General features: G+C 70.4%; 16 protein-coding genes and 1 pseudogene. 8 read left to right on the forward strand and 9 right to left on the reverse strand.

What is annotated here, in order from left to right:
• Positions 1-16 precede the first annotated feature (16 nt).
• Positions 17-223: a DUF5999 family protein gene (locus tag ACWCQ6_RS22385; RefSeq protein ID WP_451091753.1), complete on the reverse strand. Its 207-nt coding sequence runs from the start codon at positions 221-223 to the stop codon at positions 17-19.
• Positions 224-540: 317 nt separating this feature from the next.
• Positions 541-1,134 carry a hypothetical protein gene (locus ACWCQ6_RS22390; protein ID WP_451091755.1) on the reverse strand — a complete coding sequence of 198 codons (594 nt, stop codon included), beginning with the start codon at positions 1,132-1,134 and terminating at the stop codon, positions 541-543.
• 481 nt (positions 1,135-1,615) lie between these two features.
• Between ACWCQ6_RS22390 and ACWCQ6_RS22395 the strand changes: the two genes are divergently transcribed.
• A complete protein-coding gene (locus ACWCQ6_RS22395; protein WP_451091757.1) occupies positions 1,616-3,121 on the forward strand; it encodes a glutamate-cysteine ligase family protein in 1,506 nt (501 codons plus the stop codon).
• 18 nt (positions 3,122-3,139) lie between these two features.
• On the opposite strand, the gene ACWCQ6_RS22400 is transcribed toward ACWCQ6_RS22395, so the two are convergent.
• The gene (locus tag ACWCQ6_RS22400; protein ID WP_451091759.1) at positions 3,140-4,930 is read right to left on the reverse strand and encodes a substrate-binding and VWA domain-containing protein; all 1,791 of its coding nucleotides are present in this window, start codon (positions 4,928-4,930) and stop codon (positions 3,140-3,142) included.
• Positions 4,931-5,113: 183 nt separating this feature from the next.
• Here ACWCQ6_RS22400 and ACWCQ6_RS22405 point away from each other — a divergent pair, with 183 nt between their 5' ends.
• Positions 5,114-5,893, forward strand: coding sequence for a CPBP family intramembrane glutamic endopeptidase (locus ACWCQ6_RS22405; RefSeq protein ID WP_451091761.1), 780 nt, complete (start codon positions 5,114-5,116; stop codon positions 5,891-5,893).
• 43 nt (positions 5,894-5,936) lie between these two features.
• Here ACWCQ6_RS22405 and ACWCQ6_RS22410 read toward each other — a convergent pair whose 3' ends face one another.
• Positions 5,937-6,758, reverse strand: a complete 822-nt coding sequence (locus tag ACWCQ6_RS22410; protein WP_451091763.1) for a PhzF family phenazine biosynthesis protein — start codon at positions 6,756-6,758, stop codon at positions 5,937-5,939.
• 121 nt (positions 6,759-6,879) lie between these two features.
• Between ACWCQ6_RS22410 and ACWCQ6_RS22415 the strand changes: the two genes are divergently transcribed.
• Together ACWCQ6_RS22415 and ACWCQ6_RS22420 are read left to right on the forward strand one after the other, a co-directional pair.
• Positions 6,880-7,551, forward strand: coding sequence for a maleylpyruvate isomerase N-terminal domain-containing protein (locus ACWCQ6_RS22415; RefSeq protein WP_451091809.1), 672 nt, complete (start codon positions 6,880-6,882; stop codon positions 7,549-7,551).
• A 284-nt stretch (positions 7,552-7,835) separates the two neighbouring features.
• The gene (locus ACWCQ6_RS22420) at positions 7,836-8,462 is read left to right on the forward strand and encodes a PadR family transcriptional regulator (RefSeq protein ID WP_451091765.1); all 627 of its coding nucleotides are present in this window, start codon (positions 7,836-7,838) and stop codon (positions 8,460-8,462) included.
• 82 nt (positions 8,463-8,544) lie between these two features.
• Here ACWCQ6_RS22420 and ACWCQ6_RS22425 read toward each other — a convergent pair whose 3' ends face one another.
• On the reverse strand, positions 8,545-8,976 hold the full coding sequence (locus ACWCQ6_RS22425; protein WP_451091767.1) for a type II toxin-antitoxin system Rv0910 family toxin: 432 nt from the start codon (positions 8,974-8,976) through the stop codon (positions 8,545-8,547).
• A 61-nt stretch (positions 8,977-9,037) separates the two neighbouring features.
• Complete coding sequence (locus tag ACWCQ6_RS22430) at positions 9,038-9,259, reverse strand: hypothetical protein (protein ID WP_451091769.1); 222 nt, start codon at positions 9,257-9,259, stop codon at positions 9,038-9,040.
• A 244-nt stretch (positions 9,260-9,503) separates the two neighbouring features.
• Here ACWCQ6_RS22430 and ACWCQ6_RS22435 point away from each other — a divergent pair, with 244 nt between their 5' ends.
• The gene (locus ACWCQ6_RS22435) at positions 9,504-10,067 is read left to right on the forward strand and encodes a Clp protease N-terminal domain-containing protein (RefSeq protein ID WP_451091771.1); all 564 of its coding nucleotides are present in this window, start codon (positions 9,504-9,506) and stop codon (positions 10,065-10,067) included.
• A 133-nt stretch (positions 10,068-10,200) separates the two neighbouring features.
• A complete protein-coding gene (locus tag ACWCQ6_RS22440) occupies positions 10,201-11,229 on the forward strand; it encodes an EamA family transporter (protein ID WP_451091773.1) in 1,029 nt (342 codons plus the stop codon).
• Positions 11,230-11,391: 162 nt separating this feature from the next.
• Here the strand turns inward: ACWCQ6_RS22440 and ACWCQ6_RS22445 are convergent, their stop codons facing one another.
• Positions 11,392-12,087: a pyridoxamine 5'-phosphate oxidase family protein gene (locus ACWCQ6_RS22445; protein ID WP_451091775.1), complete on the reverse strand. Its 696-nt coding sequence runs from the start codon at positions 12,085-12,087 to the stop codon at positions 11,392-11,394.
• Between the two features lie 35 nt (positions 12,088-12,122).
• Here ACWCQ6_RS22445 and ACWCQ6_RS22450 point away from each other — a divergent pair, with 35 nt between their 5' ends.
• Entirely contained in the window at positions 12,123-13,454 is a 1,332-nt protein-coding gene (locus ACWCQ6_RS22450; RefSeq protein ID WP_451091777.1) for an aminotransferase class I/II-fold pyridoxal phosphate-dependent enzyme, read from the forward strand.
• On the opposite strand, the pseudogene ACWCQ6_RS22455 reads toward ACWCQ6_RS22450, so the two are convergent.
• Positions 13,445-13,627 (reverse strand): annotated as a pseudogene (locus ACWCQ6_RS22455) (EamA/RhaT family transporter); the annotation flags it as partial. The gene ACWCQ6_RS22450 and the pseudogene ACWCQ6_RS22455 overlap by 10 nt on opposite strands.
• Positions 13,628-13,700: 73 nt before the next feature.
• Positions 13,701-14,174, reverse strand: coding sequence for a pyridoxamine 5'-phosphate oxidase family protein (locus tag ACWCQ6_RS22460; protein ID WP_451091779.1), 474 nt, complete (start codon positions 14,172-14,174; stop codon positions 13,701-13,703).
• Between the two features lie 112 nt (positions 14,175-14,286).
• Here ACWCQ6_RS22460 and ACWCQ6_RS22465 point away from each other — a divergent pair, with 112 nt between their 5' ends.
• Positions 14,287-14,940 carry a cysteine hydrolase gene (locus ACWCQ6_RS22465; RefSeq protein WP_451091781.1) on the forward strand — a complete coding sequence of 218 codons (654 nt, stop codon included), beginning with the start codon at positions 14,287-14,289 and terminating at the stop codon, positions 14,938-14,940.
• Positions 14,941-15,018 lie beyond the last annotated feature (78 nt).

The raw sequence follows: 15,018 nt of genomic DNA on the forward strand, positions 1-15,018 counted from the left end.
CTCGTACCGGCTGCGGTCAGGCGGCCTTCATCACCCGGTCGGTCCCCAGGGGCCGGTGCGGAGCGATGATCCGACCGTCCGGAAGCAGCTCGCCGGTGTCCTCGAAGAGCAGGACTCCGTTGCACAGCAGGCTCCAGCCCTGTTCCGGGTGGTGCGCCGTCAGGCGGGCGGCTTCCCGGTCGGCTGAGTCGGCGGTCGGGCAAGGTGGCTGGTGCTGGCACATGGCTGGGTTCTTTCGCTGCGTTGTAGTGAATGTCCTGCGGCTGGATGAGGTGTTCATGGCCGCCCCCCGTATCGATCGGTCCGTTCCCAGTGTTGCCCCACGGGCGTCAATCCGCAGGGATTTCGCAGCAGCACTTCTCCTTACCCGGAGGACGCATCACCCGCACGGACGGTTCACCGCAATTGCACTGTCCCTTCGGGTGGTTCGGGGTGGTCAGTACGGGCTAGTCCGAACGGGCACGGAGTGCGCCCCTCCAGCACTGTGCCCCGCGGCCGGGACGGCGGCGGGGCGCAGGAGGCCGGAGCGGGGGCCGGTTCTCAGGCCGGGGATCCGAGCAGGGGGCCGGGGCCGGGCGTGATGCGCAGTGTCATCACGCGGAGCAGATCGGCGACCCGGTGCGGGCGGTGTGCCGCGATACCCGGTGGGGCGGGAGCGAGCGGAACCAGAAGGTCGGCGGGGGCGAGCGAACCGCCGGAGGCGTCGGCCTCGACATCGCCGTGCAGCCACAGCGCCAGCATGTAGAGCTCCGGGATGGACAGCAGCCGCGGCTGGTACCGCGCTGTCACCGCCTCGGCCTGGCGCAGGGCGAGTTCGGTCGAGGCGATGTACGGACCCTCGAAGAAGTGCGAGAAGGCCCAGCCGTCCGGGGTGAGCATGGTGTCCGCCGCGGCGACGGCCTGTTCCGAGGTACGGATCAGGAAACGCCACCCGGCGAGCCGGGTGGCGGGAACGAGTCCGTTCGGACCGATCCGCTCCAGTACGTGGACGGGGAGCGGGAGTTCGGGGCTGAGAGGCCCCTGGGCGGACCGGAGGGCGGGTGTGCGGGCTTCGCGGACCGCGGTGGGTGAACCGAGTGCCGCGAGAACGCTGCGCAGAGCGGGCACGGGAGCCGGGGGAACATGCAGCGGCATGGTGGGTCGCCTCTCACTTCGGAGACACGGTGGTGCGTGGGCGGGTGCAGACGGCGCTGTCGGCATGCGGGGCCAGAGGAGGCCGGTGACTGGGCCGGTGCGTCAACTCTCTGCCTCGTCCGCGGAGTTTATACGACACGTGTTCACGCGGTGATTCCACTAGCCGTCACGGGCATTGCCGACAAGGTGGTATCAAGACTTTATTATGCGGAGAATCTACTGATTCCGTGTCAGTGGCGCAGCCACTGCCAGGGATTTTTCCCCGGGCGGGGACGGCCGAAACGCGTCGGCGTTTTCACCGATGCCCGGCAGGGAAACCGTGGGCTTCATCATGCCCATGGAATGTGCCCCGGGCTTCGGCCTCAGATTACTGGGTCAGCCGCGTTCCCGTGGGCGTTATGGATCACCCCGCCTGGGCATTATCGATCGTGACGCGAGCGGTCTGGGCCGCGGGCCGCCCACTTGAGGGAGGGACGCTCCGATGGGCGAGAAGGTCGTGGCGGGCGCCTTTGACCTGTCAGATCGGCGGGGGTACCGGAAGAAGCTTCACCAGTGTCTGGAGGCACTGGAGAGGCTTCTTGCGGAGCGGAGGTTCGACCGGCCGCGCAACCTCATGGGTGTGGAGATCGAGCTGAATCTCGCCGGCGCCGACGGCATGCCGAAGATGATGAATGCAGAGGTCCTCCCACGCATCGCGAGCCGTGATTTCCAGACCGAACTCGGGATGTTCAATTTGGAAGTGAACATAGTCCCGCACCGTCTGGACGGGCGCGTTTTCGATCAGCTGGCCGAAGAGCTCAGGGCCGGGCTCGGATATGCCCACCGGAAGGCGGGCGAGGTCGATGCCGGGATCATGATGATCGGTATTCTGCCCACCCTGCGCCGTGAGGACCTCGTCCTGGCGAACCTCTCGGACGTGGACCGCTACACACTGCTGAACGATCAAATGGTGGCCGCGCGCGGCGAGGATTTCTCTCTCGATATCCAGGGCGTGGAGCGATTGGTCTCCACATCTGCCTCGATCACCCCAGAGGCCGCCTGCACCTCGTTCCAGCTCCATCTCCAGGTGACGCCGGCCCGATTCGCTGCCGTGTGGAACGCGGCCCAGGCCGTCGCCGGTGTCCAGATCGCACTCGGCGCCAACTCACCCTTCCTGTTCGGCAAGGAGCTCTGGCGGGAGTCGCGGCCGCCGCTCTTCCAGCAGGCCACCGACACCCGGCCGCCCGAACTGCGGAACCAAGGCGTGCGGCCCAGGACCTGGTTCGGCGAGCGGTGGATCGGTTCGGCGTACGAACTCTTCGAGGAGAACCTGCGCTACTTCCCGCCGCTGCTCCCGATCTGCGACGAGGAGGAGCCGCTGCGGGTTCTCGACGAGGGCGGGGTGCCACGGCTGCAGGAACTGGTGCTCCACAACGGAACGGTCTACCGCTGGAACCGGCCCGTGTACGGCCTGGTCGACGGCGTACCCCATCTGCGCGTGGAGAACCGGGTCCTGCCCGCCGGCCCCACCGTCACCGATCTGGTCGCCAATGCGGCGCTCTACTACGGGCTCGTGCGGGCGCTCGCCGAGGAGTCCCGCCCGGTGTGGACCAGGCTGCCGTTCGCCGCGGCGGAGGAGAACTTCGACACCGCGTGCCGTCTGGGCATCGATGCGGAGCTGATCTGGCCGCGTCCCGGCCGTGCGGGCGGACTGACCCGGGTTCCGGCCGTGAAGCTCGTACGGGACGAACTGCTGCCGCTGGCCGCCGCGGGGCTCGATGCCTGGAACATCGCGCCCGCGGACCGCGACCGCTATCTCGGGGTCATCGAGGAGCGCTGCAAGCGCCGGGTGAACGGGGCTTCCTGGCAGGTGGACACCTACCACCGGGCAAGGGAGGCCGGGCTCGACAGGCACGCGGCGCTGGCCGCGACAACCCGGCAGTACGCCGAACTGATGCACAGCGGGGAGCCCGTGCACAGCTGGCCGGCCGGTGCCCCGAAGCTGTGACCCCGGCGCTCGCACGGGCTACTCCTGGTCGGCGTGACTGCTCTGACCGGCGGTCATGATGGCCTGCAGGATCACCGTCTGGATCTCGGCCGGGTCGATCACCTGGTAGCCACCGCCACCGGTCACCTTCGCGATCTCGTTCACTTCCTCGCGGTCCGCCTCGGGACCGACCGCGATGGCGAGCAGCGGCACCGGGCGCTCAGGGTCGGCGATCCGCTTCAGTTCCGCGATCAGGGCACTGCGGGAGATGGAGAGATTGTCCTGGTTCGATCCGTCGGTGAGGATCACGACCGCGTTGAACTTGCCCCTCACATAGGTCGCCTGGGCATCTTTGTAGGCGGCAAGCACGGTGTCGTACAGACCGGTCGCGCCGCCCGGCACGGGCTTCAGCGCCGCGAAGGCCGCGGCCAGTTTCTCGCGGTGGGTGCCGCCGCCCTTCGCCGGGTCGCCCAGCCGGGTGGCCGGCACCAGTCTGCGGTAGTCCTTCTCGCCGTCGAGCGTGGTGGCGAACTCCCAGAGCCCGATCTCGTCGTTCGGGGTGAACTGGTTGAGAGCCTGGATCAGGGACGCCTTGGTGACATCCATCCGGGACTGATTGCGCCCCGGCACGATCGTGGCCATGGACGCCGACGCGTCGACGACCGTGGTCAGCCGAGCGCTCTGCACCGTGATCGTCCACATGCCGAGCGTCTGCTGGAGCGCCTCGGCGGTCGGTGCGGCCGCGGCCGCGGTGGCGTACGGCTGGGGCTTCTTGCCGCCCGCCGGTGCGATCACCGACTCCCCGGCCGTGCCGTCGACGTCCCGGAAGCCGTTCTTCTCCAGGACGTCCTGCGCACCGGGTTCGTTCAACAGCGTCATGAACCGCAGCGCCGCCCGGCTCTCGGACGTGCTCAGCCGGCTCTCGTCGACCAGGGTGTACGGGTAGTTGAGGAGCGGGGTGCCGTCCTTGGGGTAGAACAGGTCGAGCTTTCCGCCGCCGGTCGACTCCGCGTTGTGGGCGAACGCGGCCTGTTCGGAGAGGAGTACCGCCTGATTGCGCTCCGGATTGCCCTGTTCGGAGCCCGAACCACTCTGTGCCAGTGTCTCCAGCACCTGCGTGTCACCGTCCGACATGCGCTGCGCGAGCAGCTTGGCGGTCGCTGCGACCCGGGTGTCGCTGTCCCCGCCCTGCTTCTCGGAGGACGCGCCGATGCTGGCGAGCGCCAGCAGGCCGGTGGCGCTGCGTGCCGGGTCGGCCGCGCCGAGGCGGACCTTGTCCGACTCCATCGCCGCAGACGTCAACTCCGCCCAGGAGTATTTCTTCTTCGGCCAGCCGAGGCTCTCGGCAGCGGACGGCACCACGGCCAGGGTCACGGGGGAGGACGCGACGGAATCGCCCGGTGTGACCGGGACGCCGTCACCGGAGCCCTTGGCCCGGTCGACCCAGAGGTCGGAGTCGGGCAGCCAGACCTGGAAGTCCGGGGTGCGGGCGGCGCTGGAGAGAGCGTCGGCGACCTCGTAGGAGTCGCGGGCGACCACTGTCACATACAGGCAGCGGCCGTCGGAACGCACCTCGTCCTTGCGCGCCTTGTCGGCGACGGCGCGAATGGACGGTGCGATGTCCGGGGACGCCGTGATGGACAGGCGTACCGCCGTGTCCTCGCAGCTCTTCGAGAACGACAGCAGGCCGCCCTGTGCCGCGACGGCCGTTCCCGCCGCCACCGCGAGTACGAGCAGGGCCGCGATCACGACGGTGCGCCGGCGTTGAGGCGGTGTGCCGTCCCCGCCTTCGTCTCCGGCGTACTCGTCGGGCAAGCTGTGACGTCCCATGTCGGTGGTGCCCCTCCTTGAGATTGAACAAGGAAAGGGGGACCACACCATCGGCAATGGTGGTTGTCCCCCGGCCTGTCGCGCATGATCTTCGTACCTGCATTCGAGACCCTAGCCGGGCGGGGAGCAGGATGGGGCGCGAATGCACAACTGAAGGCAGGTGTACAGGTGGAGGCGGGGCTTGTGGCTGATTCTTTCCCCCAGGAGGCTGTTCCGCGACGGATCCTTCGGTCCGAAACGGTCCTCGTACTGGCTCTCTCGTTGGGTGCCAGCGGGGTGTCCGCCCTGATCAGTTTTGTCGGGTCACTGACGAAACCAGGGGGTTTGAAGGATCAGGCCGCGACCCTCAACAGTTCGTACGCCCCAGGGCGTCCATGGCTGGATCTCGCCTGGCAACTCTTCGGCATCGCGACGGCTCTGGTGCCCGTCGCGCTGGTCGCGCATCTGCTGATGAGGGAGGGCGCGGGCCTGAGGTCCATCGGTTTCGACCGCACCAGGCCGTGGCCGGACCTGGGGCGCGGCACGTTGATCGCGGCGGGCATCGGAAGCGCCGGCCTCGCCTTCTATCTGGTGGCTCGGGCAGCCGGATTCAATCTGACCGTGGTCCCGGAGTCGCTGCCCGACGTGTGGTGGAAATTCCCGGTCCTGATCCTGTCCGCGATCCAGAACTCCGTGGTGGAGGAAGTGATCGTCGTCGGGTATCTGCTGCGCAGACTGGGACAGTTGGGGTGGACGCCGACGGCCGCGCTGGTCGCCAGTTCGGTGCTGCGCGGTTCGTACCACCTGTATCAGGGGATCGGCGGCTTCATCGGCAACACGGTGATGGGCGTCGTCTTCGTGCTGCTGTACCGGCGTTGGGGGCGGGTCGGGCCGCTGGTCGCGGCGCACGCGTTGCTGGACATCGGGGCGTTCGTCGGATATGCCCTGCTGGCGGGGAAGGTGGACTGGCTGCCCACACCGTGAGGGTGAGCAGCCTTGTGCGGCCTCCCGCGCCGGGCGCGGGGGCTCAGAGCGTCGTGAGCAGTTCGCCGTCGATGACCGTCACGGCGTCGCCGGTCAGCAGGGTGCGGTCGCCGCGCAGCGAGGTCCGGACCAGGCCGGAACGGGCGGAAGCCTGCAGCCCGGTCAGCTCGTCACGGCCGAACCGGGCCGACCAGAAGGGCGCCAGCGCCGTGTGGGCGCTGCCGGTCACCGGGTCCTCGTCGATCCCTACGCGCGGGAAGAAGCCGCGGGAGACGAAGTCGTAGCCGCGGGAGGGGTCCTCCGCGGCGGCCGTGGCGACGACGCCCCGCCGGGAGACCTCGGCCAGGGCGACGAGATCGGGGATCAGCCCTCGTACGGTCGCCTCGTCGGACAGTTCGACGACCAGGTCGCCGATGTGGGGGCCGGTGTCGTGCACGCAGAGCGGCTCCGCTCCCAGTGCGGCGGCCAGCCCGGCCGGGGTGGCCTCCGGTGTCAGTGCAGCGGTGGGGAAGTCGAGGGTGATGGCGCCGTCCGGGCGGGCGGTCGCGGTGAGGATCCCGCACCGCGCCGCGAAGCGCATCGTGCCGCTCGCCGCCCCTGTGGTGTGCAGGACGTGCGCGGTGGCGAGGGTGGCATGCCCGCACATGTCGACCTCGGTGGTCGGTGTGAACCAGCGAAGTGCCCAGTCGGCCTCGCCGCCCGGCGGCAGCGGGTGAACGAAGGCGGTCTCGGAAAGGTTCAGTTCCATGGCGATCCGCTGGAGCCGGTCGTCCTCGGGAAAGGTGCCGGATTCCAGGACCAGGACTCCCGCCGGATTGCCGGTGAAGGGGCGGTCGGTGAACGCGTCGACGATACGAATCCTCATGGTGCGACCCTATGTACGGTGCGGAGCCGCGTGCCAAGGCCAATCCGGTGTCACTGGACCTGAAATGCCGATGGGTGAACGGTGCCACCGGTACCGGCTGTGCCGATGTGCTTGTCCGCTCCTGCGGCACCGCACTACGGATCTCTTCTCGCGTTCCTGGGCGGCCTTGCGCACGGTGGTCGCCGGGCTTTCGGACGAGGACTTCGCAAAACCGTCCGGCTGCGCCGGCTGGCTCGTACGGGACCTGGTGTGCCATCTGGTCGTCGACGCCCAGGACGTCCTGATCACCCTCGTGACCCCCACCGAGGCGGAGCCGACCCGTGACGCGGTGACCTACTGGGACGTCGCCGCGACACCGCCGGCCGGTGACGATCCGCTGGACGCGTTGACGGTCCGGCTGGCCGCCGCGTACGAGGAGCCCCGGCTGCTCAAGTTCCACCTCGACGACCTCGGCTCCGCCGCCGGTCGCGCCGCCGGGCTCGCCGACCCCGGCCTCCTGGTCGGCACCCGCGACGAGGTCCTCACCGCGGGCGACTACCTCCGTGCGTACGTCCTGGAGTGGACGCTGCACCACCTCGACCTGATCGCGCACCTCCCGGACGCGGCCGAACCGCCCGAGGAGGGGCTCGCCCGGACCCGCGAGACGCCGGAGAGAATCGCCGGAGCCGCCTTCCCCGCGTCGTTCTCCGACAAGGCCGCCCTGCTCGTCGGCACCGGACGGCGTGCCGCGACCGACGAGGAGAAGGCCGAGCTGGGCGAACTCGCCGCGAGGCTCCCGCTCTTCCTCGGGTGATCGTCCGCGCCGAGCGGGCACTTCGGCGCGGGCAGGCGGTGCGCGGCGGGCGCGGCGGTCCGCGGGCCGGAGCAGGCAGGTGAGCGCTTCCGCGGTCTTGGTGAGGGGAAGCCGAGGACGAGACGCCGCGGCACGGGCGGTCCGGGACCGCCCCGGACGGCCCTGCGGCGCGGAACATCTGCCGTCCACGAACCATGTGGCAATCGGGCAAGGCATTGTCATGCGATCGGTTCCGATATATCGTTGACGCATCGCGACAGATCGATGATGGAAGGAGTGCAGCGATGCGTTCACATGGACACGAGCGTGGATTCGGGCATGGGTACGGGCACTGCGGGCCCGGTCATCAGGGGCGTGGCGACTTCGAGGGGCGGCGGGCGGCCTTCGGGCAGTTCGGGCCGCCGTTCGGGGGCGGGCCTTTCGGAGGTGGACCCTTCGGCGGCGGGCGTGGTCGGGGTGGTGGTCGGGGGCGGGCGCGGCGTGGTGACGTACGCGCATCGATCCTGGCCCTGCTCAAGGACCGGCCGATGCACGGCTACGAGATGATCCAGGAGATCGGGGAGCGCAGCGGCGGGGCCTGGCGGCCCAGCCCCGGTTCGGTCTACCCGACCCTTCAGTTGCTGGAGGGCGAGGGGCTGATCGTCAGTGCGAGCGAGGGCGGAAAGAAGCTGTTCACGCTCACCGGCACCGGCCGCACCGAGGCGGAGTCGGGGCCCGAGGCGCCCTGGGAGGAAGCCGGTCGCGGTGTCGACTGGGAGAGTGTCAACGAGGTGCGGCAGGCCGGCTTCGGCCTGATGGAGGCGTTCGGCCAGGTCTGGAAGACCGGCTCGGCCGATCAGCGCCAGAAGGCGCTCACGGTCATCAACGAGGCTCGCAAGAAGCTGTACCTGATCCTTGCCGACGAGCACTGAGTCCGTGGGCGCGGTTTTCGTGGGTGTGGTGACAAGGGCCTCGCGGCCGAGCCGCGAGGCCCTTTGCGCCGGGCGGGTGGCGTCAGGCGGTGATGAGGCCGTCCAGCTTGCGCAGTGATTCGATGAGTGCGGCCGTCGCCGAATCCTTGAGCTTTCCCGCCATCAGGGAGACCGCGGCGCCGGTGAACTCCCCGTCGATGCGGACCGTGGTGGCGTTCCCGTCGGGGGTCAGTGAATAGCGCATGGCCAGGTTGACGCCCATCGGCCCCTTGCCTCTGGTGGCCAGCAGGCGTGCGGTCTCCAGTTCGGCCACCGTCCAGGTCACCTCGGCCGGGAAGCCCATGAGCTTCATGTTCTCCTCGTAGGTGGCCGAGAGTTCGAGTGTCTCCGGGCCGCCCTTGGGGAAGCTGGTGTGGGTGGCGTTCCACTGACCGTATGCGGTGAAGTCCGTCAGCTGGGCCCACACCTTCTCGGCCGGTGCTTCGATGCGCGCCTCTGCGCTGACTTCGGCCATGCGACCACCCCTTCTCGGCGGGTTTCGGTGTCGCGGAACGTAGCCGCAGTGGCCGGAACATTCAATACTGATGAACTGTCAGATCCGTGTGACCGGTTCCTTCTGCTTCCGCGTGCCAGATCAGGGCGGCGTCGAACCGGTCGAAGGCGCGCGGGTGCGGGCCGTCGTCGTGGCAGTGGAACGCGGCCCAGAAGAGGTCGGCGCGCAGTGCGTCGGCCGGTGCGTGGACCCGGTACACGTACTCCCGCCCGTCGAGAGCCGGCAGGGCGACCAGCCAGGACATGTCCGCGGTCCCCCTTCCGGCTGTCGCATGGGTGTGGCCTGTGGGACGTACGGGAATGGCTTTCCGGTTGCCCAGGGAGCGCGTGGCAAGGCGGCGCGCGCCCTTTTCACCAATCGGATCCGGAAATGGCGAGATCTCATCCGCAAGGAGGAGGGGCCGTGCGGGTGTGCCCAACTTGCGTGGGATGCCTGGATGAGTCCTTGCGGGGATGTGCCGGCACTGTGCAACTGATGGGGTGAGAGGCGTGCACAACCGGATGCCGCGGATTCCTCAGCAGCCCGTACCGAACCGCGCCGAGCTCGACGCCAGACTCACGGTGGAGCTGGCCGCCGTGGTGACGGGCGCCCGCAGGCGTGCGCTGCGCGACGGCGACCGGCAGATCGACACCGCGCATCTGCTGCACTCTCTCATCGAATCGGACCCCGCGGTGCGGGCGGCCTTCGAAGGGGGACCCCAACTGGCCAGGGTGCTCGGCTATCTCGTCCAGCGCAGTATCGGATACGGACTCCGCTGGCAGAGCTCGGTGGAGGACTCCGGTGCCGTCCCGGTCCTGCCGGCCCCGCATTCCGCCGCGCGGGACGCGGAGGGCTGGTCGCCCTCGGCCGCCTCGGCGATGGCCGGAGCGCTCGACCGGGCGCACAAGCGCGGTGACGTTCGGGCCGGAGGGCTGGATCTGCTCGCGGCGCTGGCCATGGATCACGAGTGCCGGGCCGTTGAGGTGCTGGTACGGGGCGGGATCGACGCGGACCGGCTCGCCGCCCGGATCGTGCATGCAGCCGGCCGGGGTGCGGGGGAGACCGGGGGCTGAGTGGCCTGCGTACGGGCGGCCGGATCAGCTCTCCGGGCTGACAGGGAAGGCTGAGACGGCGCTACTTTCCAGGGGCGAGCGAGTCAGGGGTGACCGGGGTGACGCTGCTGACCGTGACTGTCATGATGGGCCGATGCACGCGTCTCAGGGGAGAAGCGCCAGCCTGGGACTAGCCCTGGCCTCGGCGTTCGCATTCGGTGGTTCAGGGGTGGCGGCCAAGCCGCTGATCGAGGCAGGGCTCGATCCGCTCCATGTCGTGTGGCTGCGGGTGGCGGGCGCGGCCCTGGTCGTGCTGCCGGTGGCCTGGCGCCACCGGGACCTGGTGCGCAGCCGGCCGGTCCTGCTGCTCGGCTTCGGGTTGCTCGCCGTCGCGGGTGTGCAGGCCTTCTACTTCGCCGCGATCTCCCGCATCCCCGTCGGCGTCGCTCTGCTCGTCGAATACCTGGCGCCCGCGCTCGTCCTCGGCTGGGTCCGGTTCGTCCAGCGCAGACCGGTCACCCGGCGGGCCGCGGCCGGTGTGGTGCTCGCGGTGGGCGGACTGACGTGCGTGGTCGAGGTCTGGTCGGGGCTGAGCTTCGATGCGGCCGGACTGCTGCTCGCGCTCGGTGCCGCCTGCTGTCAGGTCGGCTACTTCGTCCTGTCGGACCAGGGGAGTGCGGACGGGGCGGACGGCGTCGAACCGCCGAATCCGGTCGGTGTCATCGCCTACGGGCTGTTGATCGGCGCGGTCGTTCTCACTGCGGTCGCTCGACCCTGGGGCATGGACTGGTCGGTCCTGGGCGGCAGTGCCGACATGGACGGCACGGATGTTCCGGCCTGGCTGCTGCTCGTCTGGATCGTGTTGCTGGCGACCGTGATCGCCTACGTCACCGGGGTGATCTCGGTGCGGCTGCTCTCTCCCGCGGTCGCGGGTGTGGTCGCCTGTCTTGAGGCGGTCATCGCCACCGTGCTCGCCTGGGTGATGCTCGGTGAGCACCTGTCGGCGCCCCAGCTCATCGGCGGTGCCATGGTGCTGATCGGTGCCTTCATCGCCCAGTCGTCGACGCCGCGGACGCCCTCGGGTCCCGTCGCTTCGGGGCCGGGAACGGTCGTTGTCGAAGGGCTGGACGGCCACCGCGCGGCCGCTGAGGGGGAGCTGTCCGCCGGGCGTGCCACGACGTGACGACAAGGGCCGGATGCGAGGTGGCGGCGGAGGCCGGTCGCGGCGTGACGACGGCGACCGGCTCCGGGGCGCTCCGTCGCGGTCGTGGGCGCGCCGGGGGCCTGACTGTCGGGGCGGGCGGACCCGTTGCCCGGTGGCGGGCCCGTCCGTACCCACGGTGTGTCAGAGCGCGGTGATGTAGTCCGGCACCCCGATCGCGGGGTCGAGGTCGTCCGCGGGGAGCGGCGCCGCACAGCCGCGGGCGAGCGGGACGACGCCCGCCCAGTGGGGCAGCGAGAGGTCGCGGGATTCGTCGTTGGGGCCGCCCGCACGGATCTTGGCTGACACCTCGCGCAGGTCCAGCCGGATCACCGCGGTCGCGGCCAGCTCCTTCTCGTCGGCGGGCCGGGAGTCGGCGGAGCGGCCCGGCACCACGTGGTCGACGATGGCGTCGAGGGCGGCCCGCCGCTCCTGCGGGTCGGTGACCGTGCGTGCGATGCCGTGGACCACCACGGAGCGGTAGTTGATCGAGTGGTGGAAGGCGGAGCGGGCCAGCACCAGCCCGTCGACATGCGTCACCGTCAGGCACACGGGCAGCCCGGGGTCGGTGCGGCCGGCCTCGCGCAGCGGCCGGGAGCCCGTCGAGCCGTGTATGTAGAGCCGGTCGCCGACCCGGCCGAAGAGTGTCGGCAGGACGACGGGCGCGCCGTCGCGGACGAATCCGAGGTGGCAGACGTACGCCTCGTCGAGTACCGAGTGGACCAACTCCCGGTCGTATGCCGCCCTCTCACGGGAACGGGTCGGCACGGTGCGCTCGGTCGGCTCGTATCCGGCTGCGGCTTCCGAGCCTGTGGTCTGCGGCGATGCGGTGTCCGACATTGCGTACCCCATTGCACTAGTGCATAATCTTGTTTGTGCTAGGAGAGTATCGGATTGTTGGGCGGCGCGCATCGGAGATTGCCGCCAGTGTGGAGAGCGGAGTCGGCTCCGGTGAGCTCGAACCCGGTCGAGTGCTGCCCCCTATACGGGAGTTGGCCGCGCAGTTGGGGGTGAATCCGAATACGGTGGCGGCTGCCTATCGCACGCTCCGCGAGCGCGGGGTGATCGAGACGGCCGGGCGCCGGGGCAGCAGGGTGCGGCCGCGCCCCGCGAGCACGGCGCGTGGTTCGCTCCGTGTCGAGGCGCCGTCGGGCGTACGGGACCTGGGGGCGGGCAACCCTGATCCGGGCCTGCTGCCCGCGCTGGGGGAAGTCTTCGCGACGGTCGCGGGGGAGTACGAGAGGCAGCCCGGGATGTACGGGCAGGCGCCGGTGGACCCGGAGTTCGCCTCGCTCGCCCGCGCCGCGCTGGACGCGGACGGGGTGCCGGCCGGGCCTGTGGCCGCGACCTCCGGATCGCTGGACGCGATCGAGCGCGTGCTGGTCGCGCACCTCAGGCCCGGTGACGCGGTGGCGATCGAGGACCCCGGCTGGGGCAGCCTGCTGGATCTCGTACCGGCGCTGGGGCTGCGCCCTGTGCCCGTCGCGGTCGACGACGAAGGGCCCGTGCCCGACGCCGTCGAACACGCGCTGAACGCCGGTGCCCGCGCGCTGGTGGTCACCGACCGTGCGCAGAATCCGACCGGTGCGGCGATCGGCGCCGGACGCGCCTTCGAACTGCGGGGAGTTCTCGCTGCGCACCGAGGTGTGCTGCTGATCGAGGACGACCACGGGCACGGCATCGTGGACCTGCCGCTCCATCCGCTGGCGGGCGCCACGGACCGCTGGGCCTTCGTACGGTCCGTCGCCAAGGCGTACGGGCCGGACCTGCGGGTCGCCGTGCTGACCGGCGACCCGCTCACGGTCGACCGGGTGGCGGGGCGGCAGCGGCTGGGCCCCGGCTGGGTCAGCAGGCTGCTGCAACGGGCCGTGGTGCACCTGTGGGCCTCGGGCGCCGTGGATCCGGCCCGGGTGGCGCGGGCGTACGCGAAGCGGCGGGACGGCCTCGTGCGGGCGCTGGCGGAGCGGGGCGTGGAGGCCCACGGGCGCAGCGGGATGAATGTGTGGGTGCCGGTCGGAGACGAGACCGGCACGGTGGCGAGGCTGCTGCACTCCGGCTGGGCCGTGGCGCCCGGAGCGCGGTTCCGGATGACCGCGCCCCAGGGGATCCGGCTCACCGTCTCGTCGCTCGCCGAGACCGACATCGGGCCGCTGGCGGATGCGGTGGCGGCAGCGGCGGGACCGATGAAGCCGCTGAACTACGGGTGATCCCCGGTCCCGGCCCGGTCGCCGGAGGTCCGGCCCGCCCGTCGGGGCCTGCTCTGGGCGAGCGCGGCGCCCGCCGGCACCACGAGGGCTCCCACCGGGGTGTTCCAGCTCAGCTGCTCGCCGAGCAAGACCACCCCGGCAGCGGTGGCGATGACCGGGACGAGGCAGGTGACACAACGCGGCGAGATGGTGGGCGAGATCCGGCTCTTAGCCTCTCCGGCCGACATGGGCGAGGGCGGGCGGCTCTCAGGTGGTGAACGATCCCGCGAGCTTCCGGAAGTCCCAGGAGGTGATGGCCCGTGGCGTCAGTCGCAGCCAGGCGTGACGGCCGTCGTGCGGCATGGTGTCCATGCCGAAGTACTTCGCCGCGAACAGCGCCTCCGGCGCTACGAGTTCGGGGCACGGCCCGCCGGTGCGGGGCGCCTCGCCCACCGGGACGGCCTCGCCGGAGAGCTCTATGCCGCGCAGTTCCCCGTACTCCACGCCGTCGTCCACGACCACCGCGATCCTCGGGTCGCGGCGCAGCTGGGACCAGCGCAGACTGCGGGTGATCGAGTAGAGCCACAGCGAGGTTCCGTCCCAGGCGAACCAGAGGGCGCCGATGTGCGGACGGCCGTCGTCGGCAACGGTGGCCACCCGGCAGGTGCGCTGCTCGCCGAGATAGGTGTCGCGTTCGGCGTCCGTCATCATGATCCGACGGCCCCGTCGCTGAGTGGCCATGGGGCGCCCCCTCCAGTTTGCTGACTATGTGTCAGAAATCATGGGGTCTCTTCCCTCATCACGCAATGGCGGTTAGCCTCTCGCGCCCGGTCCGCCACAGAAAGGGGCAGCCGTGCCGTCGAGGAGTCAGCTCGCCGAGCAGCTTGATCCGGGCACCACCGTGCTTCTCACGGTCGAATGCCAGCAGGGGGTCGTCGGCCCCGGCAGTGCACTGCCCGAACTGGCCGAGGAAGCCAGGTCGTCCGGCGCCCTGCACCGGGTCGCCCGGCTGGTCGCCGCCGCCCACGAGGCCGGGGTCCAGGTGCTGCACGCGGTGGCCGAACGCCGCCCCGACGGCCGGGGAGCCAACAGCAACGCCCGGCTCTTCCGGGCCGCCGGCCGGCTGCCCGTGCAGCAGCACTCCGGCACCACCGCGGTGCGCATCGCCCCACCGATCGAAGTGGCCGCCGAGGATCTCGTCGTACGCCGGCTGCACGGTCTCTCGCCCATCGCCGGCACCGATGTGGACGCGCTGCTGCGCAACCTCGGCTGCCGCACGCTCGTCGTCACCGGGGTCTCGGCCAATGTCGCGGTCCCCAACGCCGTGTTCGACGCGGTGAATCTCGGCTACACGGCCGTGGTGCCGTCCGATGCCATCGCCGGGGTGCCGGCCGATTACACCCCCGCGGTGATCCGCAACACGCTCGCCCTCGTCGCCACCATCACGAACACGGACGACGTACTGGGCTGCTGGCTGAACCGGGCGCCCCGCAAGGGAGGTTCCTGAGCCGTGATCCGGAGATCCCGCCCACCCCGAACCTCCCTTGCATCGGAGGCGGTCGACCCGTCGCGGCGCGTCCGGCCA

This window comes from Streptomyces sp. NPDC001880, assembly GCF_053594575.1.

Coding starts and splice junctions, on each gene's coding strand:
- ACWCQ6_RS22385 (WP_451091753.1), bottom strand. CDS start 223: ATGTGCCAGCACCAGCCACCTTGCCCGACCGCCGACTCAGCCGACCGG.
- ACWCQ6_RS22390 (WP_451091755.1), bottom strand. CDS start 1,134: ATGCCGCTGCATGTTCCCCCGGCTCCCGTGCCCGCTCTGCGCAGCGTT.
- ACWCQ6_RS22395 (WP_451091757.1), top strand. CDS start 1,616: ATGGGCGAGAAGGTCGTGGCGGGCGCCTTTGACCTGTCAGATCGGCGG.
- ACWCQ6_RS22400 (WP_451091759.1), bottom strand. CDS start 4,930: ATGGGACGTCACAGCTTGCCCGACGAGTACGCCGGAGACGAAGGCGGG.
- ACWCQ6_RS22410 (WP_451091763.1), bottom strand. CDS start 6,758: ATGAGGATTCGTATCGTCGACGCGTTCACCGACCGCCCCTTCACCGGC.
- ACWCQ6_RS22420 (WP_451091765.1), top strand. CDS start 7,836: ATGCGTTCACATGGACACGAGCGTGGATTCGGGCATGGGTACGGGCAC.
- ACWCQ6_RS22425 (WP_451091767.1), bottom strand. CDS start 8,976: ATGGCCGAAGTCAGCGCAGAGGCGCGCATCGAAGCACCGGCCGAGAAG.
- ACWCQ6_RS22430 (WP_451091769.1), bottom strand. CDS start 9,259: ATGTCCTGGCTGGTCGCCCTGCCGGCTCTCGACGGGCGGGAGTACGTG.
- ACWCQ6_RS22440 (WP_451091773.1), top strand. CDS start 10,201: ATGCACGCGTCTCAGGGGAGAAGCGCCAGCCTGGGACTAGCCCTGGCC.
- ACWCQ6_RS22445 (WP_451091775.1), bottom strand. CDS start 12,087: ATGTCGGACACCGCATCGCCGCAGACCACAGGCTCGGAAGCCGCAGCC.
- ACWCQ6_RS22460 (WP_451091779.1), bottom strand. CDS start 14,174: ATGGCCACTCAGCGACGGGGCCGTCGGATCATGATGACGGACGCCGAA.